Here is a 24,593-nt window from a genome sequence, read left to right as displayed (position 1 = left end):
CGCCATGCTGTCCGGATGCCCTCCCTCGCCCGAGTTCCCCCACGCCTGGCGTTCCGCCCCTTCCTGGGCAGTGCCGCCGTCGCCGACGGCCTACTCACCTGGACGATGCTGCGCGGGCGGTCCTGGCGGCGGCTCCTCCCCGACGTCCACGTGCACCGGGACGGCTACCGGGCGGACGACCACCGGATGTGGTGCGACGCGGTCGCGCTGGCGCTGCCGACCGGCGGGGTGATCGCCGGCCGCAGCGCCGCGTACCTCTGGGGCGTCGACCTTCTCGACCGGGACACGCCGGTCGCCGTGCTGCTGCCGCGCGCCGCGCGGATGCGCGCGCACCCGCGGCTGCGGGTGACCCGGTCGGTGGTGCCGGAGTCCGACCGCACCCGCTTCGGCGGGGTTGCCCGTCACCACTGCCCTGCGCAGCGCCTTCGATTTGGGCCGCCAGGCCCCCCCGGGAGGAGGCCCTGGTCGCCGTCGACGCGCTGCTGCACCGCCGGGTGGTGAAGCTGCCCACGTTGCGCGCATACGCCGACGCGAGGCCCGGCTGGCCCGGCCTGCCCTTACTGCGAGAGGTACTGGCGCTGGCGGAGCCGCTGGCCGAGTCGCCGATGGAGACCCGCCTCCGGCTGCTCCTGCTCGACGCGGGGCTGCCGCCCGCGACCGCTCAGCACGACGTGCGCGACGCCGCGGGCCGCTTCGTCGGCCGGGTGGACCTGGCGTGGCCGGGGCTGCGCGTCGCGGTGGAGTACGACGGCGACCACCACCGCGAACGCACCCACTTCCGACAGGACGTCGCCCGCCTCAACGCCCTGCGCGCGGTGGGCTGGGTCGTCCTCCGCTTCACCGCCGACGACGTGCTCCGGCACCCCGACCGTACCGTCGCCCTGGTCGCCCAGGCCCTCCGCGAGCGCCACCCCGCCCCCTGACCCGCCCCGCCCCTGCCCCGGCCCGCTCCTCACACCGACGCCCTCCCGGCTCCTGACCGGCGAGCTGGCGCGCCAGAGCGGCGGAGCACCATGGTGTGCGTCTTCCGCCTCCCCCGTGACACCCACGACGTTCCACCCGCTGAGCATCCGGCACGCGTCGGGCCGCCGCCGCGCACGGCCGGCGGCACGCCGTGCGCGATGCGACCCGACGCTCGGTGGAACGTGGTGGGTGTCTGCGGGGCCGGGTGACACCCATGGCGTTCCACCGAGCCCGCGCGGCGCGAGGCGCGCGCGGGGACGGATGGACGTCGACACCGCCCCGGGCATCGCGACGCGGTGCCCGGGGCGGTGCCGGGGTGGGTCAGAGGATGGCGCGGAGGGCGTCGACGTCCTCGTCGGCGGGCTGCCAGGCGCCCGCCTCCGCATTGGAGCGCACCTGCTCAGGCGTGGTGGCGCCGGCGATGACCGAGGTCACCGCCGGCAGGGCGGCCAGCCCGCCGATGGCCACCTGGAGCATCGACAGTCCCCGCTCGTTCGCGTACGCCTCGATCGCCTCGATGGTGTCCCAGTCGGCGGCGGCGAGGCGCTGGGCGTACCGGCCGCCTCCGGCGAGGCGGCTGCCGGCGGGCGGGGCCTGGTCGCGCTTGTACTTGCCGGTCAGCAGCCCGTTGGCCAGCGGGAAGAACGGCAGCAGCCCGAGGCCGAACCGCTCGCAGGCCGGCACCACCTCGGCCTCGACGGAGCGCTCCAGCAGGCTGTAGTGGTTCTGCGCGCTGATGAACCGGGACCGGCCGTTGGACGACGCCACCCAGTCCGCGTCGGCGATCTGCCACCCGGCGAAGTTGGAGTTGCCCAGGTAGCGCACCTTGCCGGCGCGGACCAGGTCGTCCAGCGCGGCGAGGGTCTCGTCGATCGGGGTGCCCGGGTCGGGCTCGTGCATCTGGTACAGGTCGATGTGGTCGGTGCCGAGCCGGCGCAGCGACGCCTCCACGGCGCGGGCGATGTAGCGCCGCGCGCCCCGGGCGCCGAAGTCGGGGCCGTTGAGGCCGTGCATGTCCATGCCGAACTTGGTGGCCACCACCACGTCGTCGCGGCGGCCCTTGAGCGCCTGGCCCAGCAGTTCCTCGGAGCCGCCCTGCGGCTCGCCGTAGATGTCGGCGGTGTCGAAGAAATTGATCCCGGCGTCCAGCGCGGCGTCGACCACCGCCCGGGTCCCGTCGAGGTCGAGCTTGCGGCCGAAGTTGTTGCAGCCGATGCCGACGACGGACACCACGAGCCCGGAGTCGCCCAACCGGCGGTAGGTCATCTCAGTCACGAGATCCACCCTATGCCGGCCGGTCCGCCGCCCGGGGACGCCTCAGCCAACGTCCCAGACCGGCTCGGGGGTCTCCACCACCTCGTTGTCGCCGCGGAAGAGGACGAACCGGTCGAACGAGCGGGTGAACCAGCGGTCGTGGGTCACCGCGACCACAGTTCCCTCGAACGCGGTCAGTCCGGCCTCCAGCGCCTCCGCCGACGCCAGGTCGAGGTTGTCGGTGGGCTCGTCGAGCAGCAGCAGCGTCGCGCCGGACAGTTCCAGCAGCAGCACCAGGAACCGCGCCTGCTGCCCGCCGGAGAGGGTGCCGAAGCGCTGGTCGCCCTGCCCCGCCAGTTCGTAGCGGGACAGCGCCGCCATCGCCGCGTGCCGGTCCATGCCGGCCCGGTGGTCGTCCCCCCGCCAGAGGATCTCCACGAGGGTCTTCGCCATCAGCTCCGGCCGGTCGTGGGTCTGCGAGAAGTGCCCGGGGCGCACCCGCGCGCCGAGCCGGGCCACCCCGTCGTGCGCGACCGGCGCGAGCGCCGCCGCGCCGTCGACCGGGCCGTTGGCCGGGTCGGGGTCGCTGCCGCCGCGGGCGAGCAGCCGGAGGAAATGCGACTTCCCCGTGCCGTTGGCGCCGAGCACCGCCACCCGGTCGCCGTACCAGATCTCCAGGTCGAACGGGTAGGTCAGGCCGTCGAGTTCCAGCTGCTCGCAGACCACCGCGCGCTTGCCGGTCCGCCCGCCGGTCAGGCGCATCCGGATGTCCTGGTCCTTCGGCGGTACGGGCGGTGGCCCGGCCTCCTCGAACTTGCGCAACCGGGTCTGCGCGGCCTGGTAGCGCGAGGCCATCCCGTCGTTGTACGCGGCCTTCTGCTTGTACATCAGCATCAGCTCGCGCAGCTTCTGGTGTTCCTCGTCCCAGCGTTTGCGCAGCTCGTCGAGGCGGGCGTGCCGGGCCACGCGCGCGGAGTGCCAGCTCGCGAAGCCGCCGGGGTGCACCCAGGCGCTGCCGCCCTCCACGGCGACGACCCGGTCGGCGGTGTGCGCCAGCAACTCCCGGTCGTGCGAGACGTAGAGCACCGACTTGGCCGACTCGCGCAGCCGCCCCTCCAGCCAGCGCTTGCCCGGCACGTCGAGGAAGTTGTCCGGCTCGTCGAGGAGCAGCACCTCGTCGGGGCCGCGCAACAGCAGTTCGAGGGCGAAGCGCTTCTGCTGGCCGCCGGAGAGGGTCCGGACGGGTCGCTCCCGGGCGCCGTCCCACGGCAGGCCGAGCACGATGGTGGCGACGGTGTCGAAGAGCACCTCGGCGTCGTACCCACCGGCCTCGCCCCAGGCCGCGAGCGCGTCCGCGTACGCCAGCTGGGCCTTGCCGGCGGCGGTGCTGTACTTGCCGCGGACCTCGGCCGCCCGCATGGCCGCCTCGGTCTCGGCGAGCCGGCGGCCGGCGTCGCGCAGCGCCGGCGGGGCGAGCGACAGCGCCAGGTCGGCCAGTGTGGACTCGTCGCCGATCATGCCGATGAACTGGCGCATCACGCCCAGCCCGCCGGCCCGCGCGATCGCGCCGGTCTTCACCGGCAGGTCGCCGGCGACCATCCGCAGCAGCGTCGTCTTGCCGGCGCCGTTCGGCCCGACCAGGGCCACCTTGGCGCCCTCACCGACCCGGAACGAGACGTCGGTGAAGAGTTCCCGCCCGTCGGGGAGGAGATGCCCGACGGCTGCCACGTCCACGTATCCCACGCCGGCATCCTGCCCGAGCACCCGCCGGGCGGCCCAACCAATTACCGGGTGACGCGCAGCACCCGGTAGCCCTTCTGGCTGGCGTGCCGCTCGACCTGCCAGCCCTGGTCGGCCAGCCAGCGGTGCAGCGAGTCGCCGCCGAGGTGGCGGGCGACCACCAGCCAGGCGACGCCGTCCGGGGCGAGCCGGGGCAGCCAGCGCAGCAGCATCCGGTGCAGCTCGTCCTTGCCGACCCGGATCGGCGGGTTGGACCAGAGCTGGGCGAACGTCACGTCGGCGGGCACGTCGTCCGGCGCGGCGACGCGTACCCGGTCGGCCGCGCCGACCCGCGCCGCGTTGGCGGCGGTCAGCTCCCGGGCCCGCTCGTTGACGTCGACGGCCCAGACGGTCGCCGACGGCGCCGAGGTGGCCAGCACGCAGGTGATCGGCCCGAAGCCACAGCCGAGGTCGAGCAGGGCGCCGGCCGTGTCGGCGGGCGGCAGCTCCGCCTTGCGCAGCAGCACCGCCGTGCCGGGGTCGAGGCGGGCCGCGGAGAAGACCCCACCGGAGGAGGTCAGGGTGTAGTCGCGGCCGGCGACGGCGAACTCGACCTCACGCGGGTGGGCGGCAGTCGCGGGTGCAGCGGTGAAGTAGTGGTCGCCGGTCACGCCGGCAATTCTCGCACCGCCCTCGCCACCGGCCGGTCCGGGGCCGAGGAGCGGACACAGCACGACACGAAATACTCAGGCACCCAATTTCCCGTTATTACCCCCTAAAGGGACAATGCCTCCTACCCTGGGCGACATGGTGTATCGGTACGAGTCCGATGAGGAAGCATTCATGGAGTACCCGGAGCCCCGGTCCGGCCGCTCGGTGCTCGGTGCCGGTCCGCCGGCCGGCCCCTCCCCGTCCCGCTTCCCGACGCCGTCGCTGCCCCGGCCCAACCGGGTCGCGCCGCCCCCCGCCGAGCCGGAGCCGGTCCGCGCCTCGGCCCCGGTGTCCCCCGCGCAGCACGCGCCAGCACCACAGGCACCACAGGCGCCGCAGACGCCGCAGACGCCGCAGACGCCGCAGACGCCGCAGACGCCACCACCAGCGCCGCACGCCCCGTCAGTGCCACAGGCAGAGGTACCGCCCGACCCGCAGGCCCTGCCAGCCCCACCGGACCCGCAGGCCGCGCCCGCCCCACCGGCTCCACAAGCCGCGCCTGCCCCACCGGCTCCACAGGCCCCGCCGGACGCGCAGGCCCCGCAGGCCCCGCCGGACGTGCAGGTGTCGCCGGCACCGGCCGAGCCGGCCGTAGCGGCCGATACGCTCGTGGCCACCGAGGCACCCGTGGCGGTCGAGGCACCCGTGGCCGCCGAGCGCCCCGTGCCGCAGCGGGGCGGGGGCGGCCGGCTGTGGCAGGTGCTGGTCGGCGGCGCGGCCGTGCTCGTGCTGCTCGCGCTCTGCGGCCTCGGCGCCGCCGCCCTGCTGGTCGAGCGCGACCAGACGCCGCAGACCACGCCCACCGGCCAGCCCCAGGTGGCCGAGTCGGCCGAGGCCGGGGCGCACGACCTCGACTCCCGGGACACCGACCAGGCGCCGCTGACGGCCAAGGAGCTGTTCCCCGGCACGCAGCTCGTCGTCGCCGACGGGCAGCCCGCGTACCGGGTGCTGAAGACCCACTCCAGCGCCAGCTGCGCGGTCGCGGCCACCGGGGAGGTCGCCGACCTGCTGGTCCGGCTCGGCTGCAACCAGGTGGTCCGGGCCACTCTGCGCACGCCCGACGGCGACCACCTGGTGACCGCCGGCCTGTTCAACCTGACCGACCATGCCAGCGCCGAACGCGCCCGCGACCGGATCCGGCAGATGCTCGACGAGCGGCAGGGCCGGTTCCGGGGCATGCCGGCCGACAAGGGCACCGAGGCGATCGCCACCGCGCCGGCGCGGGTCGGCTGGCAGGTGCGCGGCCACTACCTCGCGTACGCGGTGGTCGTCCGCGCCGACGGCGGGACGATCAGGTCGGGTGACACGAAGGCCAGAGAGATCCTCTTCGACATGATCGAGCTGCACCTCAACCAGGGTGTGCTGGAGCGCCGGGCGGACGGTGGAACGGCCGGCCAGCCGACCGACGAGGGCGCGGACCGCACCGGCACGCAGGACGGGAGCGACCTGCCGGGCGAGTGACGAGCCCTGGGGGTGTGGACGGGTGCGCGGGCCAGCGGGCCGCGCACCCGTTCCCTTCGGCAGCCAGACGGGGTCACCCGCCCAGGTCGACCCGGCGCGTCCGCAGCAGCGCCAGCATCCGGTCGTGCGGAACGGCGTACCTGACCCGCCCTGGAATCACGACCCGACTGGCGCGCGTCGCACCGGCCGCCCCCGAGCAGGCCCGGGGGCAACGGCCGGCAGCCGGGCCCGGTCGGGGCCGAGCCGCCGAGATGGCGTACGTCGACGCCTCCCTGCGGTCAACCCTCCACGGGGACGCGCAGCCGGCGGGTCGCCTCGGCGCGGCGGGCGTACTCGGCCGGGTCGTCGGGGTAGCCCACGGCGACCAGGGTCAGCCCGTGCGCCGGAGCCACGGTCACCTCGCTGGAGCGTTCCCGGCGGGTGAGCAGGCTGCCCGGCCACCCGACCGGACGGCGCCCGTCCCCCGCGACCAGCATCGCGCCGACCAGGCTGCGCACCATCGCCTGGCAGAACGCGTCGGCCTGCACGGTGGCCACGAGGAGCCCGTCGGGGTCCCGCCGCCAGTCCAGCCGGGTCACCTCGCGCAGCGTGGTGGCGTTCTCCTTGCGCCGGCAGTACGCGGCGAAGTCGTGCTCCCCCACCAGCCCCGCCGCGGCGGCGTTCAGCGCGTCCAGGTCGAGCGGCTTCGGCCAGGCCAGCACCTCGTGCCGGCGCAGCGGCTCGGCGCCCCACGGCGCGTCGGTGACCCGGTACTCGTACCGACGGAAGGTGGCCGAGAACCGGGCGTCGAAGTCGGCGGGCACCTCGGTCATCGCCCGTACCCGCACGTCGGTGGGGAGCAGCCGGGCCAGCCGGCGCAGCAGCCGCCCCTCGTGCTCCCGCCACACGGCGGTGGGCAGGTCCACGTGGCAGACCTGCCCGGTGGCGTGCACCCCGGCGTCGGTGCGGCCCGCCACGGTCAGCCCCGTCGCCGTCCCCGCGCCGAGCAACAGGTCGAGGGTCTCCACGAGCACCCCGGCGACCGTACGCCGCGTCGGCTGGGCGGCCCAGCCGGAGAAGCCGGTGCCGTCGTACGCGACGTCCAGCCGCAGCCGGGTGCGCTCGTCCACTCGTACCTCCGCCTCACGGGTCGGGCCCGGCACCCCACGAGGGGTGCCGGGCCCGACGGTGGCCTGGATCAGGCCTTGTCGTTCTCGCCGGCCTCGTCGCTGTCCTCGCGGGCGGCGGCGGTGTCGCCGGACGCCGACACGGGCGCCTCGGCGTCCTGGTCGCCCGAGTTCGACTTCGGGGCCTCCTCGGCCGGGGCGAGCGCCTCGACCTTGTCCTGCTGCGCGGCCTTGCGGGCGGCGGTCTTCTTGTTCGCCTTCGGCTCGGCGACCTGAAGCTCCTCGACCAGCTCGATGATCGCCATCGGCGCGGCGTCACCCTTGCGCGGACCGGTCTTCACGATCCGGGTGTAGCCACCGTTGCGGTTGGCGTACCGGGGCGCGATCTGGTCGAACAGGGCGTAGACCACGTCCTTGTCCTTGACGACACCCAGCACCCGCCGGCGGGACGCCAGGTCGCCGCGCTTGGCCTTGGTGATGAGCTGCTCGGCCAGCGGACGCAGCCGCCGGGCCTTCGTCTCGGTGGTCTGGATCTTGCCGTGCTGGAACAGCGCGGTGGCCAGGTTGGCCAGCATCAGCCGCTCGTGCGCGGGGCTGCCGCCGAGGCGGGGGCCCTTGGTGGGCGTGGGCATGCTTGGTGCTCCTCAGGTGTGGCGGCAGCGCGGACTAGAGCTGCTCGGTCTCGCGGTAGTCGTCGGTGTCGTAGTCGGCCTCGCCGAAGGTGTCCACGACGTGCGCCGGGTCGAAGTTCGGGGCCGAGTCCTTCAGCCCCAGACCCATCCCGGCGAGCTTCATCTTGACCTCGTCGATCGACTTCTGACCGAAGTTGCGGATGTCGAGGAGGTCGGCCTCGGTACGCCCGATGAGCTCACCAACGGAGTTGATGCCCTCGCGCTTGAGGCAGTTGTAGGAGCGGACGGTCAGGTCCAGCTCCTCGATCGGCAGCGCCAGGTCCGCCGCGAGCTGGGCGTCCTGCGGGGACGGCCCGATGTCGATACCCTCGGCGGTCTCGTCCAGCTCCCGGGCCAGACCGAACAGCTCCACCAGCGTCGAGCCGGCCGAGGCCAGCGCGGTACGCGGGCCCATCGACGGCTTGGTCTCGACGTCGATGATCAGCCGGTCGAAGTCCGTCCGCTGCTCAACGCGGGTCGCCTCGACGCGGTAGGTCACCTTGAGCACGGGCGAGTAGATCGAGTCGACCGGGATCCGGCCGATCTCGGCACCGGCCTGCTTGTTCTGCGCCGCCGTGACGTAGCCGCGACCCCGCTCGACGGTCAGCTCCATGTCGAGCCGGCCCTTGCCGTTGAGGGTGGCGAGCTTCAGGTCGGGGTTGTGCACCGAGACGCCGGCCGGCGGCTGGATGTCACCCGCGGTCACGTCGCCGGGGCCCTGCTTGCGCAGGTACATGCTGACCGGCTCGTCGTGCTCGGAGCTGACGCAGAGCTCCTTGATGTTCATGACGAGCTCGACCACGTCCTCCTTGACACCGGGGATCGTGGTGAACTCGTGCAGCACACCGTCGATCTTGATCGAGGTGACCGCCGCACCCGGGATCGACGACAGCAGCGTACGCCGCAGCGAGTTGCCCAGGGTGTAGCCGAAGCCCGGCTCCAGCGGCTCGATGGTGAACCGGGACCGGGTCTCGTTGATCGACTCCTCGGAGAGGGTCGGTCGCTGGCTGATGAGCATGTCTTCTCTTCTCTTCCGGGGCGCCCGCCATATGACGCCCACGACAAACTGTTCCGGTGGCCCGCCCGTGTCGGGCGGGCCACCGCAACGAGCTCCGACTACTTGGAGTAGAGCTCGACGATCAGCTGCTCCTGGACCTGCGTGTCGATGACCTGGCGGGCCGGGAGCGAGTGCACGAGGATCTTCATCTGGCTGGGGATCGCCTCGAGCCACGCCGGAACCGACCGCGAGCCGGCCTCGGCCTGCGCCACGATGAACGGGGTGAGCTCCTTGCTCTTGCCCCGGACCTCGATGATGTCGTGCTCCTTGACGCGGTACGACGGGATGTCGACCTTCTTGCCGTTCACCGTGAAGTGACCGTGCTTGACCAGCTGACGGGCCATGTCCCGGGACTTGGCGTAGCCGGCCCGGTAGACCACGTTGTCCAGCCGCGACTCGAGGATCTGCAGGAGGACCTCACCGGTCTTGGCCTGCTTGGCCACGGCCTCCTCGTAGTAACCGCGGAACTGCTTCTCCAGCACGCCGTAGACACGGCGGGCCTTCTGCTTCTCACGGAGCTGGAGCAGGTACTCCGTCTCCTTCGTGCGGCCGCGGCCGTGCTGCCCGGGCGGGAACGGCCGGGACTCGAACGGGCACTTCGGGCCATCGCACTTGCTGCCCTTGAGGAACAGCTTCATCTTCTCCCGCCGGCAACGGCGGCAGTCAGCACCGGTGTAACGAGCCATCTCTCTCTAACCTCTCAGACCCGGCGACGCTTCGGCGGACGGCACCCGTTGTGCGGCTGCGGGGTCACGTCGGAGATCTGACCGACCTCCAGGCCCACGGCCTGCAGCGAACGGATGGCGGTCTCCCGGCCGGAGCCGGGGCCCTTGACGAACACGTCGACCTTGCGCATGCCGTGCTCCATCGCCCGGCGCGCGGCGGCCTCGGCGGCGAGCTGCGCGGCGAACGGGGTCGACTTGCGGGAGCCCTTGAAGCCCACCTGGCCCGCGGAGGCCCAGGAGATGACCGCACCGGTCGGGTCCGTGATGGACACGATGGTGTTGTTGAAGGTGCTCTTGATGTGCGCCTGCCCGTGGGCGACGTTCTTGCGTTCCTTGCGCCGGACCTTCTTGACAGCGGCTCCGGCACGAGCCTTCGGTGGCATAAGTCTGTGCGCTCCTATTTACTTCTTGCCGGGCTTCTTCTTGCCGGCCACGGTCCGCTTCGGGCCCTTGCGGGTCCGCGCGTTGGTCCGGGTCCGCTGGCCACGCACGGGCAGGCCCCGGCGGTGCCGGATGCCGGCGTAGCAGCCGATCTCGACCTTGCGGCGGATGTCAGCGGCGACCTCGCGGCGCAGGTCGCCTTCAACCTTGTAGTTGGCCTCGATGTGGTCGCGGAGCTGGACCAGCTCCTCGTCCGTGAGGTCCCGGGCGCGCTTGTCCGGCGAGATGCCGGTGGCGGCGAGCGTCTCCAGGGCGCGGGTCCGACCCACGCCGAAGATGTAGGTGAGCGCGATCTCCATCCGCTTCTCGCGGGGGAGGTCGACGCCGACTAGACGTGCCATGTGCGGGCGTGCTCCTCGTGGTGTTCTGGCGGAGGTGTGGACCCGTCCCACCCCGCTACCGACCGTTCCGCCTCCGGCGTCGTGCGCCGGCGACCGGAAACGGTCGCTGCCCGAGCGGGCCCCGGCCTCCGACCGGGGGTCAACCACGAAGAGGTACGCGACGCGCACCGCTCGCGGCTGGGACGAGCAATTGATTCGTTGTCTGGATCCGCGGCCCGGACCGATTACGACCGACCGTTGTCACACGGCCGGTCGGAACTGGTTCAGCCCTGGCGCTGCTTGTGGCGCGGGTCGGTGCAGATGACCATGACCCGGCCGTGCCGACGGATGACCCGGCACTTGTTGCAGATCCTCTTGACGCTCGGCTTGACCTTCACGGTTGCCTTACTTCCCATCTGGCCCGACGACGCGCCGAGGCGCGACACCGGACGTCGAAGACGGACACGGGGACGTCCCGGCCGTCGTCAGGCTTACTTGTAGCGGTAGACGATGCGCCCGCGGGTCAGGTCGTACGGCGAGAGTTCGACGACGACCCGGTCCTCCGGCAGGATGCGGATGTAGTGCTGCCGCATCTTGCCGCTGATGTGAGCCAGCACCTTGTGACCGTTCGCGAGCTCCACGCGGAACATTGCGTTCGGCAGGGGCTCGATGACCCGACCCTCGATCTCGATGGCTCCGTCTTTTTTCGGCATGTCCTCCGCTGTCCTGACGTCGGTTACTCCGGACGGCCCACAACGTCTTACACGGGCGACTGATCAAGATCAGGAGCCCGCGCCAGCCGCGGCTCCGACTCCCACCGAAGCGCGGGGTGGGCATGCCGGAGTGGACGCTGTGCGCCGATCAGAAAGTCTACGCCCGCCTGCGGGCCGTCGCCAAACCGGCCACCCTCGGGAGCGTCGGACCACCCGAAAGGCGACAATCAGGCATCCGGGTCACCCGCCCGGCCTGTTCCGGTCCGGCGGGCGCCTCGGCCAGGAGCGGGACAGGGCCCGCCGGCGTCGCGAACTCCCGCGTCGCGGGGACGGCGGGCGCCGGCGGGCCGGTGACGAGGGCGTCCCGCTTCCCCGTACGCCCGCGGCGACCGCTCGTCCGTGCACGGGCGGCTCCGGCCGACCCTCGTCGGATCAGACGGCCGGCGAGTCGGCGGGCTGGCGGGAGGTGACGAGTTCGCCGAGCCGGGCGCGACCGCCGTCCGGCGCGGTCAGCACCCAGACGCCGTCCGGGAGCAGCGCCATCGTGTGCTCGACGTGCACCGCCATCGACCGGTCCCGGGTGACCACGGTCCAGCCGTCGGAGAGCTCCACCGTCCGGGGCGAGCCCATCGTGATCATCGGCTCGATCGCCAGCGCCATGCCCGGCACCAGGCGGGGGCCCTTGCCCGGGCGTCCGTGGTTGAGCACGTGCGGGTCCTGGTGCATCTCGGTGCCGATGCCGTGGCCGCCGTAGCCGTCGACGATGCCGTACCGGCCGCCCTTGCGGACGGCGTTCTCCACGGCGTGCGAGATGTCGGTGAGCCGGCCCTTGCCGCTGGCCGCCCCGCGGGCGGCGGCGGCGATGCCCGCCCACATGGCGTCCTCGGCCACCTCGGCCATCTTGAGCAGCGCCGGGTCGACCTCGCCCACGCCGACCGTGATCGCGGCGTCGCCGTGCCAGCCGTCGAGCACCGCGCCGCAGTCGATCGAGATCAGGTCCCCGTCGCGGAGCACCTGCTGCGGCGCCGGGATGGCGTGCACGACCTGCTCGTTCACCGACGAGCAGATCGATGCCGGGAAGCCGTGGTAGCCCTTGAACGAGGGGACGGCACCGGCCTCGCGGATGGTCGACTCGGCGATGGCGTCCAGGTCGGCGGTGCTGACCCCGGGGGCGACCGCCTCCCGCATCCGACGCAGCGCCTCGGCGACCACCAGCCCGGCGGCCCGCATCTTCTCGATCTGGTCAGGGGTCTTCAGCTGGATGTCCAGCTGGGGACGACGCATGGAGCCGTTACCTTTCGTTGCCGAAGCCGAAGAGCGGGGCACGTCGGACGTACCCCGCTCCTCGCACTCTATCCGCCGGAGCCCGGCGGGACGTCAGCCGCCGTACGACCGCAGGGCGTCGATGGCGCGGAGCGTGACGTCCTCCACCGGGCCGGTGGCGTCGATGCCCACCAGCTTGCCCTGGGCGCCGTAGTAGTCGACCAGCGGCGCGGTCTTGTCCGCGTACTCCCGCAGGCGGGTGGCGATGGTCTCCGGCTTGTCGTCGTCGCGCTGGAACAGCTCGGCGCCGCACCGGTCGCAGATGCCCTCGCGGGTGGTCGCGTCGAACTCGACGTGCCAGATCTTGCCGCAGCCCCGGCACGTACGCCGGCCGGAGAGCCGCCGGATCACCTCGTCGTCGTCGACGACGAGTTCCAGCACCAGGTCGAGCGCGGTGCCCAGGTCGGCGAGGAGCTTGTCCAGCGCGGCGGCCTGCGGCGTGGTGCGCGGGAAGCCGTCGAGCAGGAAGCCCTCGGCGGCGTCCGGCTCGGCGAGCCGGTCCCGCACCATGTTGATCGTGACCTCGTCGGGCACCAGCTCGCCGGCGTCCATGTAGCGCTTCGCCTCGATCCCCAGCGGCGTGCCCTGGGAGACGTTCGACCGGAAGATGTCACCGGTCGAGATCTTCGGGACCGAGAGGTGCGCGGCGACGAACTCGGCCTGCGTACCTTTGCCCGCACCCGGCGGGCCAACCAGAACGAGTCTCATCTACCGCAGGAACCCTTCGTAGTTCCGCTGCATGAGTTGGCTCTCGATCTGCTTGGTGGTCTCCAGACCGACGCCGACCATGATCAGGACAGCGGTGCCGCCGAACGGGAAGTTCAGGTACTGCTGCTTGTCCAGCCAGATGAAGAAGAAGTTCGGCAGGATCGAGATGATGCCCAGGTAGAGGGCGCCCGGCAGGGTGATCCGGCTGAGGATGAAGTCGAGGTAGTCGGCGGTCGGCTTGCCGGGGCGGATGCCCGGCACGAAGCCGCCGTACTTCTTCATGTTGTCCGCGACCTCGGTCGGGTTGAACGTGATCGAGACGTAGAAGTACGTGAAGAAGATGATCAGCAGGAAGTAGACCGAGATGTAGATCGGGCTGGTCGGGTCGACCAGGTTGTTCTGGATCCACGCCTGGGTCTTGCCCGGGTTGGTCTGGTCGAAGAACTGCAGCGCCAGCTGGGGCAGGTAGAGCAGCGACGAGCCGAAGATGACCGGGATGACACCCGCCTGGTTGACCTTCAGCGGGATGTAGGTCGAGGTGCCGCCGTACATGCGCCGGCCGATCATCCGCTTGGCGTACTGCACCGGGATCCGGCGCTGCGCCTGCTCGATGAAGGTGACCGCGGTGATGACCACCAGGACCAGCGCGATGACGAGGATGAACTTGCCCCAGCCGCCGGTCTGCTTGATCTGCCAGCCCTCGCTCGGGAGCCGAGCCGCGATCGAGGTGAAGATCAGGACGGACATGCCGTTGCCGACGCCCCGGTCGGTGATCAGCTCACCGAGCCACATCACCACGCCGGTGCCGGCGGTCATCGTCATGACCAGGAGGGACAGCGTCAGCCAGTCCGGGATCCCGGTGCCCTCGGGGATGATCGGGAACTGGTCGCACTGGTTCTGGAACAGCTGCCCGGAGCGGGCCAGCGCCACGAACGCCGACGCCTGGAGGACACCCAGGCCCAGCGTCAGGTAGCGGGTGTACTGGGTGATCTTCGCCTGGCCGGCCTGGCCCTCCTTGCGGAGCTGCTCGAGCCGCGGGATGACCACGGTCAGCAGCTGCAGGATGATCGACGCGGTGATGTAGGGCATGATGCCCAGCGCGAAGACCGAGAGCTGCAGCAGCGCGCCGCCGGAGAAGAGGTTGAGCAGGTTGAGGACCCCGGTGGAGCCGTTCTCCAGGGTGTCGAGGCACTTCTGCACGTTGCCGTACGAGACACCCGGGCTGGGCAGCGTAGCCCCGAGCCGGTAGACCGCGATGATGCCTACTGTGAACAGCAGCTTCTTGCGCAGGTCAGGCGTACGGAACGCACTGAGAAAGGCGGACAGCAACTTCTTCCTCCTGCGCGCGGCGGGCCGCCGGTGAACCCGGGCGGGTCGGGGTGGGTGCCGGGCGAGTGCCCGATATCCATAGCTGGGAAGGGACTCTAACAGCCCGATCCCCGTCCGGGCAGATGTGCCCGGCTACATAAACCGAATCCGATGTTACCCGGCGCACACGTGCCGGGGAGACCATGGCGCCCGCCCAGTTGGGACAACTGAGCGGGCGCCATGTGTCGTACAGCTCTTACAGCTCGGTGACGGTGCCACCGGCGGCGGCGATCTTCTCCTTGGCCGACGCGCTGAACGCGTGCGCCGACACCTGGAGGGCGACCCCGCCGAGGTCCCCGGTGCCGAGGACCTTGACCGGCTGGCCCTTGCGGACCGCGCCGGCCTCGACGAGCTCCAGCGGGCCGACCTGGCCGCCGTTCGGGAACAGCTCGGCGAGCCGGTCCAGGTTGACCACCTGGAAGACCACCTTGAACTTGTTCTTGAAGCCCTTCATCTTCGGCAGGCGCATGTGGATGGGCATCTGCCCACCCTCGAACGCCGCCGAGATGTTCTTGCGGGCCTTGGAACCCTTGGTACCGCGACCGGCGGTCTTGCCCTTCGAGCCCTCACCGCGACCCACGCGGGTCTTCGCGGTCTTGGCACCGGGCGCCGGGCGCAGGTGGTGGACCTTGATCGTCATTACTCGACCTCCTCGACCTTCACGAGGTGGTTGACCGCGAAGATCATGCCGCGGATCTCCGGACGGTCCTCCTTGACCACCACGTCGTTGATCCGCTTGAGACCGAGCGAGCGCAGCGAGTCACGCTGGTTCTGCTTGGTCCCGATCTCGGACCGGACCTGGGTGACCTTCAGGCGAGCCATCAGGAAGCCACCCCCGCCCGCGACGCCAGCATGGCGGCCGGCGCGACGTCCTCGACCGGCAGGCCACGACGGGCGGCGACGGCCTCGGGGGACTCGAGCCCCTTCAGCGCCGCCACCGTGGCGTGCACGATGTTGATCGGGTTCGACGAGCCGAGGCTCTTGGAGAGCACGTCGTGGATACCCGCGCACTCCAGCACGGCACGCACCGGACCACCGGCGATGACACCCGTACCGGCCGAGGCCGGCTTGAGCAGCACCACGCCGGCGGCGTCCTCGCCCTGCACCGGGTGCGGGATCGAGGCGCCGATCCGCGGCACCTTGAAGAAGTGCTTCTTGGCCTCCTCGACACCCTTGGCGATCGCCGCGGGCACCTCCTTGGCCTTTCCGTAGCCCACACCGACGGTGCCGTCGCCGTCGCCCACGATCACCAGGGCGGTGAAGCTGAAGCGACGACCACCCTTCACGACCTTGGCGACGCGGTTGATCGCGACGACCCGCTCGAGGTGCGGGGTCTTCTCGACGGGCGCGTTTCCGCGGCCGCCCTCACGGCGGTTGTCGCGGCGACCACCCTCGTTGCCACCGGACCCGCCGCCACGGCGCTGTTGACCTGGCATCAGCAGCCTTCCTTCTCTCTCGTGACGGGGTTTCTAGAACTCGAGCCCGGCTTCGCGGGCGGCGTCGGCAAGCGCGGCGACCCGCCCCGCGTACCGGTTGCCACCGCGGTCGAAGACGACCTTGGAGATGCCGGCGGCCTTGGCCCGCTCGGCGAGCAGGGCGCCGACCTTGCCGGCCAGGGCGCTCTTGTCGCCCTCCGAGCCGCGCAGCGAGGCGTCCAGGGTCGAGGCCGACGCCAGGGTGTGACCCTTGGTGTCGTCCACGATCTGGGCGACGATGTGCCGCAGGGAGCGGGTGACCACGAGGCGGGGACGCTCGGCGGTGCCGCTGATGTTCTTGCGGACCCGGAAGTGCCGGCGCGCACGCCCGACGGCACGCTTGGCGGCGACGCCGCGGCGGCGCTTGAGCAGCGTGGCGCTCACTTCTTACCTGCCTTTCCAGCCTTGCGGCGGATGACCTCGCCCTGGTACTTCACGCCCTTGCCCTTGTAGGGCTCCGGCGGGCGGATCTTCCGGATGTTGGCGGCAACCTCACCGACGAGCTGCTTGTCGATGCCGGCCACGTGGAACAGCGTCGGCTTCTCCACCGTGAAGGTGATGCCGTCCGGCGCCGGAACCAGCACGGGGTGCGAGAACCCGAGCGCGAACTCCAGGTCCTTGCCCTTGGCGGTCACGCGGTAACCGGTGCCGGCGATCTCCAGGCTCTTGCGGTAGCCCTCGGTGACGCCGACGATCATGTTGGCGACCAGGGTACGGCTGAGGCCGTGCAGTTCCTTGGCCTTGCGCTCGTCGTTCGGGCGGTTGACGTTCAGCTGCCCGTCCTCGGCCCGGTCGATCGTGATCGGCTCGGCCAGGGTGTGCGAGAGCTCGCCCTTCGGGCCCTTGACCTTGACGGTCTGCCCGTCGATCGTGATGTCGACGCCGGCTGGCACCGGGATCGACTTACGTCCAATACGCGACATTTCTACCTGTCTCCCGTTACCAGACGAAGGCGAGGACTTCCCCGCCAACGCTCCGCTTGCGGGCCTGCCGGTCGGTGAGCAGCCCCTGGGACGTCGAAATGATCGCCACGCCCAGCCCGCCGAGCACCCGCGGGAGCCCGTCCGACTTGGCGTAAACCCGCAGACCGGGCTTGGACACGCGCTTGATGCCGGCCAGGCTCCGCTCCCGGTTCTGGCCGTACTTCAGCTCGACGACCAGTCGCTTGCCGACGGCGCCCTCCTCGGGCTCCTCGACCGACCAGGTGGCGATGTAACCCTCGGCCTTGAGGACCTCGGCGATGTTCGCCTTGATCTTCGAGTAGGGCATCGTCACCCGGTCGTGGTACGCCTGGTTGGCGTTACGCAGACGCGTGAGCATGTCTGCGATCGGGTCGGTCATCGTCATGGAATTCGTCAGCCTTTCTCGCCGGGGTTCCCGGGGCGGTGAGCCCCGGGCCTACGGCGAAGAGCAATAGCTATTACCAGGAAGCCTTGGACACGCCGGGCAGCTCACCGCGGTGGGCCATCTCCCGGATGCACACCCGGCAGAGACCGAACTTGCGGTAGACCGCCTTGGGACGCCCGCACCGCTGGCAGCGGGTGTACGCGCGAACCGAGAACTTCGGCTTCGCGGCCGCCTTGAGGATCAGCGCCTTCTTGGCCATCTCAGTTCTCCTTGAACGGGAAGCCCAGGAGCTTGAGCAGCGCCCGGCCCTCGTCGTCGGTCGTGGCGGTCGTGACCACCGTGATGTCCATGCCCCGCTGCCGATCGATCTTGTCCTGGTCGATCTCGTGGAACACCGACTGCTCGGTCAGACCGAACGTGTAGTTGCCGTGCCCGTCGAGCTTGCGTCCGTCGAGACCGCGGAAGTCGCGGATACGCGGCAGCGCGATCGACAGCAGCCGGTCCAGGAACTCCCACATCCGGTCACCCCGGAGGGTCACCTTCGCGCCGATCGGCATGCCCTCGCGGAGCTTGAACTGCGCGATGGACTTGGTCGCCCGCCGCACCTGCGGCTTCTGGCCGGTGATGGTGGCCAGGTCCCGGACGGCGCCGTCGATCAGCTTGGCGTCCCGGGCGGCCTCGCCGACACCCATGTTGACGACGATCTTGACCAGCCGCGGCACCTGCATCGGGTTGCCGTACTTGTGCTGCTCCTGCAGCTGGGCCACGATCTCGTTGCGGTACCGCTCCTTGAGGCGCGGCATGGTCTTGGTTTCGGTAGCCGTGGTCATCACAGGTCCTTACCGGTGCTACGCGCGATGCGGACCTTCTGGCCGTTTTCGTCGATCCGGTAACCGACGCGGGTCGGCTTGCCGTCGGAGTCCAGGACCTGCACGTTCGAGACGTGGATCGGGGCCTCCTGGGTGACGATGCCACCGGTCTTGGCGCCACGCTGGGTGGTGCTGATGCGGGTGTGCTTCTTGACCCGGTTCACGCCCTCGACCAGGACCTTGTCCTGCCGCGGGTAGGCCGCGATGACCTTGCCCTTGGCACCCTTGTCCTTGCCGGCGATGACGACGACCGTGTCGCCCTTCTTGACCTTCACGGTCACAACACCTCCGGCGCGAGAGAGATGATCTTCATGAACCGCTTGTCCCGCAGCTCCCGACCCACCGGGCCGAAGATACGGGTGCCGCGCGGGTCCCCGCCGTCCTTGATGATGACGGCGGCGTTCTCGTCGAAGCGGATGTACGAACCGTCCGGCCGCCGCTTCTCCTTGGCGGTGCGAACGACGACAGCCTTGACGACGTCGCCCTTCTTCACACCGGCACCCGGGATCGCGTCCTTGACGGTGGCCACGATGACGTCGCCGATGCTCGCGTAGCGCCGACCGGAGCCACCGAGAACCCGGATGCACAAGATCTCCCGAGCACCCGTGTTGTCGGCGACGCGCAGTCGCGACTCCTGCTGAATCACGTCTATCTCCTATGTCTGCCGGTTCTCCGGCCGCGCGAGGCGGCCGGAGCCTGGCGGAACCCGCGCCCGACTGACGCCGGGCGAGCTTGAGCCTTCGCTACTTGGCCTTTTCCAGGATCTCCACGAGCCGCCACCGCTTGGTGGCGGACAGCGGCCGGGTCTCCATGATCAGGACCCGGTCGCCGATGCCGGCGGTGTTCTGCTCGTCGTGCACCTTCAGCTTGCTGGTACGGCGCATGATCTTGCCGTACAGCGCGTGCTTGACCCGGTCCTCGACCTCGACGACGACGGTCTTTTCCATCTTGTCGCTGACCACGAGGCCCTCACGCACCTTGCGGCGGGCCCGCGCGGCGGCGGTGGTGTTCTCGCTCATGATGCAGTCACCTCAGTCGGCGCGGCCGAGAGACCCAGCTCGCGCTCACGCATGATCGTGTAGATCCGGGCGATCTCCCGACGGATGACCTGCAGCCGCCGGTTGTTGTCCAGCTGCCCGGTTGCGGCCTGCACGCGGAGGTTGAACAGCTCCGCCTTGGCCTCGCGCAGCTTCGTGACCAGCTCCTCCTCGGAGAGCTCACGCAGCTCGGAGGCCTTAACGCCCGCTGCCATCAGGATTCACCCACTTCGCGCGTAACAATGCGGCACTTCATCGGGAGCTTGTGGATCGCGCGACGCATCGCCTCTCGCGCGATCTGCTCGTTGGGGAAGGACATCTCGAAGAGGACCCGCCCCGGCTTCACGTTGGCGACCCACCACTCGGGCGAACCCTTACCGGAACCCATCCGGGTCTCGGCCGGCTTCTTGGTGAGGGCCTGGTCCGGGAAGATCGTGATCCAGACCTTGCCACCACGCTTGATGTGGCGGGTCATCGCGATACGGGCCGACTCGATCTGGCGGTTGGTCACGTACGCCGGCTCGAGAGCCTGGATCCCGAACTCGCCGAACACCACCCGGTTACCACCCTTGGACGCGCCGTGGCGGTCCGGGTGGTGCGGCTTGCGGAAGCCCTTCGGGGGCTTGCGCGGCATCAGCATCTGTCAGCCCTCCTGCTGCGTTTCTGCCGCGGCGGAGACGGCGGCGGGATCCACCGCGTCACCACTCGGCGTCTCGGCCTGCTGCGCGATGGTGGTCGCGGCGGCCCGGCCGGTCTCGGTGCCGCCGGCGGTCGTGCCGGACGAGCCGGACCGACCACGGCGCGGCCGCTCGGGGCGGTCGCCGCGCTCACGGCGCGGGCGCGACGGAGCCTCGGCCGGGGTCTCCCGACCCGGCACCGCGTCGCCCTTGTAGATCCAGACCTTCACGCCGATCCGGCCGAAGGTGGTACGGGCCTCGAAGAAGCCGTACTCGATGTTGGCCCGCAGCGTGTGCAGCGGGACCCGGCCCTCGCGGTAGAACTCGGTCCGGCTCATCTCGGCGCCGCCGAGACGGCCCGAGACCTGGACCCGGATGCCCTTGCAGACCGGGTTCTTCATCGCGGACTGCATGGCCTTGCGCATCGCCCGACGGAAGCTGACCCGGCTGGACAGCTGCTCGGCGACGCCCTGGGCGACGAGCTGCGCGTCCGACTCGGGGCTCTTCACCTCGATGATGTTCAGCTGGACCTGCTTGCCGGTCAGCTTCTCGAGCTCGCCGCGGATCCGGTCGGCCTCCGCACCCTTGCGGCCGATGACGATGCCCGGCCGGGCGGTGTGGATGTCGACGCGGACCCGGTCCCGGGTGCGCTCGATGTCGACCTTGGAGATGCCGGCACGCTCGAGGCCCTTGGACATCATGCGGCGGATCTTGACGTCCTCGCCGATGTAGTCCTTGTAGAGCTTGTCCGCGAACCAGCGGGACTTCCAGTCGGTCGAGATGCCGAGCCGGAACCCGTGCGGGTGAACCTTCTGACCCATTACTCGGCGCCCTCCGTCTTGCTCTGCGTCTCAGCCGGCTCCGCCTGCTTCGCCGGGGCCGCCTTCTTCGCCGCGGCCTTCTTCGGCGCGGCCGGCGCCACGGCCTCGACCGCGACGGTGATGTGGCAGGTGCGCTTGCGGATCCGGTACGCCCGGCCCTGCGCCCGCGGCTGGAACCGCTTCATGGTCGGGCCCTCGTCCACGTACGCCTCGCTGACGAGCAGCGCGTCGGGGTCCAGCCGCTCGTTGTTCTCCGCGTTGGCGATCGCGCTCGCGAGCACCTTGTACACCTGCTCGCTCGCAGCCTGCGGCGCGAACTGCAGCACCGTGAGCGCCTCCTTCGCGGGCAGGCCGCGGACGAGGTTGACCACCCGGCGCGCCTTCATCGGCGAGATGCGCACGTGCCGCGCAACCGCCCGCGCGCCCGGAAGCACCGGAGCGTCGCCCTTTCCTGGCATCGCTGTAACCCCTTGTTCCTCTATCCGTATGCCCGCGGCGTCAGCGCCGACGGCTCTTCCGGTCGTCCTTCTCGTGACCCTTGAACGTGCGGGTCAGCGCGAACTCGCCGAGCTTGTGCCCGACCATCGCCTCGGTCACGAACACCGGGACGTGCTTGCGTCCGTCGTGCACGGCGATCGTGTGACCCAGCATCTCCGGGATGATCGTCGAGCGCCGCGACCAGGTCTTGATGACGTTCTTCGAGCCCTTGTCGTTCTGCGTCTCCACCTTCTTGAGCAGGTGGTCGTCGACGAACGGGCCCTTCTTCAGGCTGCGAGGCATGTCTTATCTCCCTCAGCCGCGCTTACGCGTGGCGTAGCGGCGGCGGACGATCAGCCGGTCACTCGGCTGGCCCTTACGACGGGTGCGGCCCTCGGGCTTACCCTGCGGGTTGACCGGGTGGCGACCGCCGGAGGTCTTACCCTCACCACCACCGTGCGGGTGGTCGACCGGGTTCATCGCGACACCACGGACGGTCGGGCGCTTGCCCTTCCACCGCATCCGGCCGGCCTTGCCCCAGTTGATGTTCGACTGGTCGGCGTTGCCGATCTCGCCGATGCTGGCGCGGCAGCGGACGTCGACCCGCCGGATCTCACCGGACGGCATGCGCAGGGTCGCGTACGCGCCCTCGCGGCCGAGCAGCTGGATGCCGACGCCGGCCGAGCGGGCCAGCTTGGCGCCGCCGCCCGGGCGCAGCTCCACGTTGTGGATGGTGGTACCGACCGGGATGTTGCGCAGCGGCAGGTTGTTGCCCGGCTTGATGTCGGCGCCCGGCCCGGACTCGACCGCGTCGCCCTGCTTCAGGTCCTTCGGCGCGAGGATGTAGCGCTTCTCGCCGTCGGCGTAGTGCAGCAGCGCGATGCGCGCGGTGCGGTTCGGGTCGTACTCGATGTGGGCGACCTTCGCCGGCACGCCGTCCTTGTCGACCCGCTTGAAGTCGATCAGACGGTACTGGCGCTTGTGACCGCCACCGTGGTGCCGCGTGGTGATCCGGCCGTGGGCGTTGCGTCCGCCCTTCTTCGGCAGCGGGGCCAGCAGCGACTTCTCGGGCGTCGACCGGGTGATCTCGGCGAAGTCGGCGACGCTCGAGCCACGCCGGCCCGGCGTCGTCGGCTTGTACTTACGGATAGCCATTGTCTACACCCCTCAGCTGACCGGGCCGCCGAAGGCCTCGATACGGTCACCGTCAGCCAGCTTCACCATCGCCCGCTTGGTGTCCTTGCGCTTGCCGAACCCGGTGCGGGTCCGCTTGCGCTTGCCCTCGCGGTTGAGCGTGTTGACCGTCAGGACGCGGACGTTGAAGATCTGCTGGATAGCGATCTTGATCTCGGTCTTGTTCGCGTCCGGGTGCACCAGGAAGGTGTACCAGTTGCGGTTCAGCTCGCTGTAGCTCTTCTCCGAGACGACCGGCGCCACGATGATGTCGCGCGGGTCGGCGATCGTGCTCACTTGCCACCCTCCTCGGTGGTCTCGGCGGGAACACCGAGGAACTCGTCCAGGGCGTCCTTCGTGAAGACCACGTCGTCGGCCACCAGCACGTCGTACGTGTTGAGCTGGCCGGCTTCGATCAGGTGCACCCGCGGCTCGTTGCGCAGCGACACCCAGTTCAGCTCGTCGGTGCTGCTCAGCACGACCAGCACCCGGCGGGCGTCGGTCAGCTTGGCCAGCGTGGCCAGGGCGGCCTTGGTCGACGGCTTCTCGCCCGAGACGAACGCCTCGACGACGTGCACCTGCCCGGCGCGGGCCCGGTCCGACAGGGCGCCACGCAGGGCGGCGGCCTTCATCTTCTTCGGGGTGCGCTGGCTGTAGTCGCGCGGCACGGGACCGTGCACCACGCCACCGCCGGCGAACTGCGGCGCGCGGATCGAGCCCTGCCGGGCACGACCGGTGCCCTTCTGCTTGTACGGCTTCTTGCCGCCACCGGCGACCTCGCCGCGGGTCTTGACCTTGTGCGTGCCCTGCCGGGCCGCCGCGAGCTGGGCCACCACGACCTGGTGCATCAGCGCGACGTTGGCCTGGACGTCGAAGATGTCGGCGGGCAGCTCGACGGAGCCGCTCTTGTTGCCTTCGACGGAGAGGACGTCAACGGTGGTCACTTGGCCACACCGCCCTTCTTCACCTTGGTCTTGGCCGCGGTGCGGACCAGGACCAGCGCGCCCTTGGGGCCGGGAATGGCGCCGCGGACGAGCAGGAGGTTGTTCTCGGTGTCGACCGCCTGGACGGTCAGGTTCTGGACGGTGTAGCGCACGCCACCCATCCGGCCGGCCATCCGGGTGCCCTTGAAGACACGACCCGGGGTGGCGCAGGCGCCGATGGAGCCCGGCGAGCGGTGCTTGCGCTCGACACCGTGGCTGGCGCGCAGACCGTGGAAGCCGTGACGCTTCATCGGGCCGGCGTAGCCCTTGCCCTTGGTCTTGCCGGTCACGTCGATCGAGACACCGGCCGGGAACTCCTCGACCGTGATCTCCTGGCCGAGCGAGTAGTCCGCCGCGTCGGCGGTGCGCAGCTCGACGATGTGCCGGCGCGGCGCGACGTCGGCCTTCGCGTAGTGCCCGCTGATCGGCTTCTTGACCTTGCGTGGGTCGATCGTGCCGTACGCCAGCTGGACCGCGGAGTAACCGTCCTTGTCGGCGCTACGAACCTGGCTGATGACGCACGGGCCGGCCTGAACCACGGTCACCGGGACAACGCGGTTGTTGTCCCAGACCTGGGTCATGCCGAGCTTTGCGCCCAGGATCCCCTTGACTTGCCTGTCCATTTGTCCGGTCCCTACAGCTTGATCTCGATGTCGACGCCAGCCGGCAGGTCGAGGCGCATGAGCGAGTCGACCGTCTTCGGGGTCGGGTCGATGATGTCGATCAGCCGCTTGTGCGTGCGCATCTCGAAGTGCTCGCGCGAGTCCTTGTACTTGTGCGGCGAGCGGATAACGCAGAAACGGTTGATCTCCGTGGGCAGCGGCACCGGGCCTGCGACCTGCGCCCCGGTACGCGTCACCGTCTCGACGATCTTCCGAGCCGAGGAGTCGACGACCTCGTGGTCATAGGCCTTGAGCCGGATGCGGATCTTCTGTCCCGCCATGGTGGCTTCTGTTCCTTCTCTCGATGCCGCTGTGTTGCGGGCGCCTGTACCGGCTGGTACAGGCCCACTTCGCCGACCCCCGCGGTCGGGCGTGTCGCGCCCTCGGGCCAGGCTCCGCCCCGGGACTCCGGAGCGATTCTGACCGCGCGGTGGGTCAAGGCGCCGATCGCACTACCGCGACCTGAACGCCGTGCGAGGGTGGCTGGCGGACGGGCCGCCAACCACCCTACGCCCGACTGTCCTACAGCCCG

The 24,593-nt window shown here is 70.6% G+C and carries 38 protein-coding genes; 3 read left to right on the top strand and 35 right to left on the bottom strand.

What is annotated here, in order from left to right:
- Positions 1-15: 15 nt before the first annotated feature.
- Positions 16-501, top strand: coding sequence for a hypothetical protein (locus ABZ793_RS22390; protein ID WP_357460272.1), 486 nt, complete (start codon positions 16-18; stop codon positions 499-501).
- Entirely contained in the window at positions 498-923 is a 426-nt protein-coding gene (locus ABZ793_RS22385; RefSeq protein WP_357460270.1) for a DUF559 domain-containing protein, read from the top strand. Before ABZ793_RS22390 ends, ABZ793_RS22385 begins: the two co-directional genes overlap by 4 nt.
- Before the next feature lie 361 nt (positions 924-1,284).
- Here ABZ793_RS22385 and ABZ793_RS22380 read toward each other — a convergent pair whose 3' ends face one another.
- From ABZ793_RS22380 to ABZ793_RS22370, 3 genes are read right to left on the bottom strand one after another with little or no spacing between them, the layout of a single operon-like run.
- The gene (locus tag ABZ793_RS22380; RefSeq protein ID WP_357460268.1) at positions 1,285-2,247 is read right to left on the bottom strand and encodes an aldo/keto reductase; all 963 of its coding nucleotides are present in this window, start codon (positions 2,245-2,247) and stop codon (positions 1,285-1,287) included.
- Positions 2,248-2,280: 33 nt separating this feature from the next.
- Entirely contained in the window at positions 2,281-3,960 is a 1,680-nt protein-coding gene (locus ABZ793_RS22375; protein WP_357460265.1) for an ATP-binding cassette domain-containing protein, read from the bottom strand.
- Between the two features lie 41 nt (positions 3,961-4,001).
- Positions 4,002-4,607 (bottom strand): methyltransferase, encoded by a 606-nt coding sequence (locus ABZ793_RS22370; protein ID WP_357460263.1) that lies wholly within the window; start codon positions 4,605-4,607, stop codon positions 4,002-4,004.
- A 649-nt stretch (positions 4,608-5,256) separates the two neighbouring features.
- Here ABZ793_RS22370 and ABZ793_RS22365 point away from each other — a divergent pair.
- Positions 5,257-6,108 (top strand): hypothetical protein, encoded by an 852-nt coding sequence (locus ABZ793_RS22365; RefSeq protein WP_357460261.1) that lies wholly within the window; start codon positions 5,257-5,259, stop codon positions 6,106-6,108.
- Positions 6,109-6,386: 278 nt separating this feature from the next.
- Here ABZ793_RS22365 and truA read toward each other — a convergent pair whose 3' ends face one another.
- The 32 genes from truA to rpsJ form a co-directional block, all read right to left on the bottom strand.
- Positions 6,387-7,217, bottom strand: coding sequence for a tRNA pseudouridine(38-40) synthase TruA (gene truA / locus ABZ793_RS22360; RefSeq protein WP_357460259.1), 831 nt, complete (start codon positions 7,215-7,217; stop codon positions 6,387-6,389).
- 68 nt (positions 7,218-7,285) lie between these two features.
- Positions 7,286-7,846 carry a 50S ribosomal protein L17 gene (rplQ, locus tag ABZ793_RS22355; protein WP_350711523.1) on the bottom strand — a complete coding sequence of 187 codons (561 nt, stop codon included), beginning with the start codon at positions 7,844-7,846 and terminating at the stop codon, positions 7,286-7,288.
- A 34-nt stretch (positions 7,847-7,880) separates the two neighbouring features.
- Positions 7,881-8,903: a DNA-directed RNA polymerase subunit alpha gene (locus tag ABZ793_RS22350; RefSeq protein ID WP_091079335.1), complete on the bottom strand. Its 1,023-nt coding sequence runs from the start codon at positions 8,901-8,903 to the stop codon at positions 7,881-7,883.
- Positions 8,904-9,001: 98 nt separating this feature from the next.
- Positions 9,002-9,628, bottom strand: a complete 627-nt coding sequence (gene rpsD, locus ABZ793_RS22345; RefSeq protein WP_350711525.1) for a 30S ribosomal protein S4 — start codon at positions 9,626-9,628, stop codon at positions 9,002-9,004.
- A gap of 14 nt (positions 9,629-9,642) precedes the next feature.
- Positions 9,643-10,050 (bottom strand): 30S ribosomal protein S11, encoded by a 408-nt coding sequence (rpsK, locus tag ABZ793_RS22340; RefSeq protein ID WP_007073011.1) that lies wholly within the window; start codon positions 10,048-10,050, stop codon positions 9,643-9,645.
- 18 nt (positions 10,051-10,068) lie between these two features.
- On the bottom strand, positions 10,069-10,449 hold the full coding sequence (rpsM, locus tag ABZ793_RS22335; RefSeq protein WP_007073012.1) for a 30S ribosomal protein S13: 381 nt from the start codon (positions 10,447-10,449) through the stop codon (positions 10,069-10,071).
- Positions 10,450-10,712: 263 nt separating this feature from the next.
- Positions 10,713-10,826 (bottom strand): 50S ribosomal protein L36, encoded by a 114-nt coding sequence (gene rpmJ / locus ABZ793_RS22330; RefSeq protein ID WP_012184307.1) that lies wholly within the window; start codon positions 10,824-10,826, stop codon positions 10,713-10,715.
- 93 nt (positions 10,827-10,919) lie between these two features.
- Positions 10,920-11,141: a translation initiation factor IF-1 gene (gene infA, locus ABZ793_RS22325; protein ID WP_007073013.1), complete on the bottom strand. Its 222-nt coding sequence runs from the start codon at positions 11,139-11,141 to the stop codon at positions 10,920-10,922.
- Positions 11,142-11,573: 432 nt separating this feature from the next.
- Positions 11,574-12,425 carry a type I methionyl aminopeptidase gene (map, locus tag ABZ793_RS22320; protein WP_350711527.1) on the bottom strand — a complete coding sequence of 284 codons (852 nt, stop codon included), beginning with the start codon at positions 12,423-12,425 and terminating at the stop codon, positions 11,574-11,576.
- Positions 12,426-12,518: 93 nt separating this feature from the next.
- Entirely contained in the window at positions 12,519-13,172 is a 654-nt protein-coding gene (locus tag ABZ793_RS22315) for an adenylate kinase (RefSeq protein ID WP_357460255.1), read from the bottom strand.
- Entirely contained in the window at positions 13,173-14,501 is a 1,329-nt protein-coding gene (gene secY, locus ABZ793_RS22310) for a preprotein translocase subunit SecY (protein WP_350711530.1), read from the bottom strand.
- 235 nt (positions 14,502-14,736) lie between these two features.
- Positions 14,737-15,180 carry a 50S ribosomal protein L15 gene (gene rplO / locus ABZ793_RS22305; protein ID WP_350711532.1) on the bottom strand — a complete coding sequence of 148 codons (444 nt, stop codon included), beginning with the start codon at positions 15,178-15,180 and terminating at the stop codon, positions 14,737-14,739.
- On the bottom strand, positions 15,180-15,362 hold the full coding sequence (rpmD, locus tag ABZ793_RS22300) for a 50S ribosomal protein L30 (RefSeq protein WP_007073018.1): 183 nt from the start codon (positions 15,360-15,362) through the stop codon (positions 15,180-15,182). The genes rplO and rpmD overlap by 1 nt, the downstream gene beginning before the upstream one ends.
- Entirely contained in the window at positions 15,362-15,976 is a 615-nt protein-coding gene (rpsE, locus tag ABZ793_RS22295; protein ID WP_067359624.1) for a 30S ribosomal protein S5, read from the bottom strand. The genes rpmD and rpsE overlap by 1 nt, the downstream gene beginning before the upstream one ends.
- 33 nt (positions 15,977-16,009) lie before the next feature.
- Entirely contained in the window at positions 16,010-16,399 is a 390-nt protein-coding gene (gene rplR / locus ABZ793_RS22290; RefSeq protein WP_091102576.1) for a 50S ribosomal protein L18, read from the bottom strand.
- Positions 16,396-16,938 carry a 50S ribosomal protein L6 gene (rplF, locus tag ABZ793_RS22285; protein ID WP_350711533.1) on the bottom strand — a complete coding sequence of 181 codons (543 nt, stop codon included), beginning with the start codon at positions 16,936-16,938 and terminating at the stop codon, positions 16,396-16,398. The genes rplR and rplF overlap by 4 nt, the downstream gene beginning before the upstream one ends.
- A gap of 16 nt (positions 16,939-16,954) precedes the next feature.
- Positions 16,955-17,362 carry a 30S ribosomal protein S8 gene (gene rpsH / locus ABZ793_RS22280; protein ID WP_013288624.1) on the bottom strand — a complete coding sequence of 136 codons (408 nt, stop codon included), beginning with the start codon at positions 17,360-17,362 and terminating at the stop codon, positions 16,955-16,957.
- Between the two features lie 73 nt (positions 17,363-17,435).
- Positions 17,436-17,621: a type Z 30S ribosomal protein S14 gene (locus ABZ793_RS22275; protein ID WP_007073023.1), complete on the bottom strand. Its 186-nt coding sequence runs from the start codon at positions 17,619-17,621 to the stop codon at positions 17,436-17,438.
- Position 17,622: 1 nt separating this feature from the next.
- Positions 17,623-18,192, bottom strand: coding sequence for a 50S ribosomal protein L5 (gene rplE, locus ABZ793_RS22270; protein ID WP_350681992.1), 570 nt, complete (start codon positions 18,190-18,192; stop codon positions 17,623-17,625).
- Positions 18,192-18,512 carry a 50S ribosomal protein L24 gene (gene rplX / locus ABZ793_RS22265; protein ID WP_172896341.1) on the bottom strand — a complete coding sequence of 107 codons (321 nt, stop codon included), beginning with the start codon at positions 18,510-18,512 and terminating at the stop codon, positions 18,192-18,194. The genes rplE and rplX overlap by 1 nt, the downstream gene beginning before the upstream one ends.
- Entirely contained in the window at positions 18,509-18,877 is a 369-nt protein-coding gene (gene rplN, locus ABZ793_RS22260) for a 50S ribosomal protein L14 (protein WP_007073026.1), read from the bottom strand. The genes rplX and rplN overlap by 4 nt, the downstream gene beginning before the upstream one ends.
- A 97-nt stretch (positions 18,878-18,974) precedes the next feature.
- Positions 18,975-19,250 (bottom strand): 30S ribosomal protein S17, encoded by a 276-nt coding sequence (gene rpsQ, locus ABZ793_RS22255; RefSeq protein WP_088998356.1) that lies wholly within the window; start codon positions 19,248-19,250, stop codon positions 18,975-18,977.
- Positions 19,247-19,483, bottom strand: a complete 237-nt coding sequence (gene rpmC / locus ABZ793_RS22250) for a 50S ribosomal protein L29 (protein ID WP_007073028.1) — start codon at positions 19,481-19,483, stop codon at positions 19,247-19,249. The genes rpsQ and rpmC overlap by 4 nt, the downstream gene beginning before the upstream one ends.
- Positions 19,483-19,908 carry a 50S ribosomal protein L16 gene (gene rplP, locus ABZ793_RS22245; RefSeq protein ID WP_073834927.1) on the bottom strand — a complete coding sequence of 142 codons (426 nt, stop codon included), beginning with the start codon at positions 19,906-19,908 and terminating at the stop codon, positions 19,483-19,485. Before rplP ends, rpmC begins: the two co-directional genes overlap by 1 nt.
- A 3-nt stretch (positions 19,909-19,911) precedes the next feature.
- Positions 19,912-20,766, bottom strand: coding sequence for a 30S ribosomal protein S3 (gene rpsC, locus ABZ793_RS22240; protein ID WP_350711535.1), 855 nt, complete (start codon positions 20,764-20,766; stop codon positions 19,912-19,914).
- Entirely contained in the window at positions 20,766-21,224 is a 459-nt protein-coding gene (gene rplV / locus ABZ793_RS22235; RefSeq protein ID WP_091102565.1) for a 50S ribosomal protein L22, read from the bottom strand. Before rplV ends, rpsC begins: the two co-directional genes overlap by 1 nt.
- 40 nt (positions 21,225-21,264) lie before the next feature.
- The gene (gene rpsS / locus ABZ793_RS22230) at positions 21,265-21,546 is read right to left on the bottom strand and encodes a 30S ribosomal protein S19 (protein ID WP_007073032.1); all 282 of its coding nucleotides are present in this window, start codon (positions 21,544-21,546) and stop codon (positions 21,265-21,267) included.
- A 12-nt stretch (positions 21,547-21,558) separates the two neighbouring features.
- Entirely contained in the window at positions 21,559-22,398 is an 840-nt protein-coding gene (gene rplB, locus ABZ793_RS22225) for a 50S ribosomal protein L2 (protein WP_091570064.1), read from the bottom strand.
- A gap of 12 nt (positions 22,399-22,410) precedes the next feature.
- Positions 22,411-22,713: a 50S ribosomal protein L23 gene (gene rplW / locus ABZ793_RS22220; protein ID WP_076466668.1), complete on the bottom strand. Its 303-nt coding sequence runs from the start codon at positions 22,711-22,713 to the stop codon at positions 22,411-22,413.
- Positions 22,710-23,360 (bottom strand): 50S ribosomal protein L4, encoded by a 651-nt coding sequence (gene rplD, locus ABZ793_RS22215; protein ID WP_357460248.1) that lies wholly within the window; start codon positions 23,358-23,360, stop codon positions 22,710-22,712. The genes rplW and rplD overlap by 4 nt, the downstream gene beginning before the upstream one ends.
- Positions 23,357-24,022 (bottom strand): 50S ribosomal protein L3, encoded by a 666-nt coding sequence (gene rplC, locus ABZ793_RS22210; RefSeq protein WP_357460245.1) that lies wholly within the window; start codon positions 24,020-24,022, stop codon positions 23,357-23,359. The genes rplD and rplC overlap by 4 nt, the downstream gene beginning before the upstream one ends.
- Before the next feature lie 11 nt (positions 24,023-24,033).
- Positions 24,034-24,342 carry a 30S ribosomal protein S10 gene (rpsJ, locus tag ABZ793_RS22205; protein ID WP_007073037.1) on the bottom strand — a complete coding sequence of 103 codons (309 nt, stop codon included), beginning with the start codon at positions 24,340-24,342 and terminating at the stop codon, positions 24,034-24,036.
- Between the last annotated feature and the right edge of the window lie 251 nt (positions 24,343-24,593).

It is taken from the genome of Micromonospora sp. NPDC047465 (assembly GCF_040643125.1).
Classification (GTDB): Bacteria; Actinomycetota; Actinomycetes; order Mycobacteriales; family Micromonosporaceae; genus Micromonospora.
Note: the sequence above shows the minus strand (reverse complement) of the source record. Positions and strands in the feature narration are given on the sequence as shown.

Bases quoted from the DNA above. Each gene is read 5' to 3' on its own strand.
- ABZ793_RS22390 (WP_357460272.1), top strand. From the start codon at position 16: ATGCCCTCCCTCGCCCGAGTTCCCCCACGCCTGGCGTTCCGCCCCTTC.
- rplQ (WP_350711523.1), bottom strand. From the start codon at position 7,846: ATGCCCACGCCCACCAAGGGCCCCCGCCTCGGCGGCAGCCCCGCGCAC.
- ABZ793_RS22350 (WP_091079335.1), bottom strand. From the start codon at position 8,903: ATGCTCATCAGCCAGCGACCGACCCTCTCCGAGGAGTCGATCAACGAG.
- rpsD (WP_350711525.1), bottom strand. From the start codon at position 9,628: ATGGCTCGTTACACCGGTGCTGACTGCCGCCGTTGCCGGCGGGAGAAG.
- rpsK (WP_007073011.1), bottom strand. From the start codon at position 10,050: ATGCCACCGAAGGCTCGTGCCGGAGCCGCTGTCAAGAAGGTCCGGCGC.
- rpsM (WP_007073012.1), bottom strand. From the start codon at position 10,449: ATGGCACGTCTAGTCGGCGTCGACCTCCCCCGCGAGAAGCGGATGGAG.
- infA (WP_007073013.1), bottom strand. From the start codon at position 11,141: ATGCCGAAAAAAGACGGAGCCATCGAGATCGAGGGTCGGGTCATCGAG.
- map (WP_350711527.1), bottom strand. From the start codon at position 12,425: ATGCGTCGTCCCCAGCTGGACATCCAGCTGAAGACCCCTGACCAGATC.
- ABZ793_RS22315 (WP_357460255.1), bottom strand. From the start codon at position 13,172: ATGAGACTCGTTCTGGTTGGCCCGCCGGGTGCGGGCAAAGGTACGCAG.
- rplO (WP_350711532.1), bottom strand. From the start codon at position 15,180: ATGACGATCAAGGTCCACCACCTGCGCCCGGCGCCCGGTGCCAAGACC.
- rpmD (WP_007073018.1), bottom strand. From the start codon at position 15,362: ATGGCTCGCCTGAAGGTCACCCAGGTCCGGTCCGAGATCGGGACCAAG.
- rpsE (WP_067359624.1), bottom strand. From the start codon at position 15,976: ATGCCAGGTCAACAGCGCCGTGGCGGCGGGTCCGGTGGCAACGAGGGT.
- rplF (WP_350711533.1), bottom strand. From the start codon at position 16,938: ATGTCGCGTATTGGACGTAAGTCGATCCCGGTGCCAGCCGGCGTCGAC.
- rpsH (WP_013288624.1), bottom strand. From the start codon at position 17,362: ATGACGATGACCGACCCGATCGCAGACATGCTCACGCGTCTGCGTAAC.
- ABZ793_RS22275 (WP_007073023.1), bottom strand. From the start codon at position 17,621: ATGGCCAAGAAGGCGCTGATCCTCAAGGCGGCCGCGAAGCCGAAGTTC.
- rplE (WP_350681992.1), bottom strand. From the start codon at position 18,192: ATGACCACGGCTACCGAAACCAAGACCATGCCGCGCCTCAAGGAGCGG.
- rpsQ (WP_088998356.1), bottom strand. From the start codon at position 19,250: ATGAGCGAGAACACCACCGCCGCCGCGCGGGCCCGCCGCAAGGTGCGT.
- rpmC (WP_007073028.1), bottom strand. From the start codon at position 19,483: ATGGCAGCGGGCGTTAAGGCCTCCGAGCTGCGTGAGCTCTCCGAGGAG.
- rplP (WP_073834927.1), bottom strand. From the start codon at position 19,908: ATGCTGATGCCGCGCAAGCCCCCGAAGGGCTTCCGCAAGCCGCACCAC.
- rpsC (WP_350711535.1), bottom strand. From the start codon at position 20,766: ATGGGTCAGAAGGTTCACCCGCACGGGTTCCGGCTCGGCATCTCGACC.
- rplV (WP_091102565.1), bottom strand. From the start codon at position 21,224: ATGCCAGGAAAGGGCGACGCTCCGGTGCTTCCGGGCGCGCGGGCGGTT.
- rpsS (WP_007073032.1), bottom strand. From the start codon at position 21,546: ATGCCTCGCAGCCTGAAGAAGGGCCCGTTCGTCGACGACCACCTGCTC.
- rplB (WP_091570064.1), bottom strand. From the start codon at position 22,398: ATGGCTATCCGTAAGTACAAGCCGACGACGCCGGGCCGGCGTGGCTCG.
- rplC (WP_357460245.1), bottom strand. From the start codon at position 24,022: ATGGACAGGCAAGTCAAGGGGATCCTGGGCGCAAAGCTCGGCATGACC.
- rpsJ (WP_007073037.1), bottom strand. From the start codon at position 24,342: ATGGCGGGACAGAAGATCCGCATCCGGCTCAAGGCCTATGACCACGAG.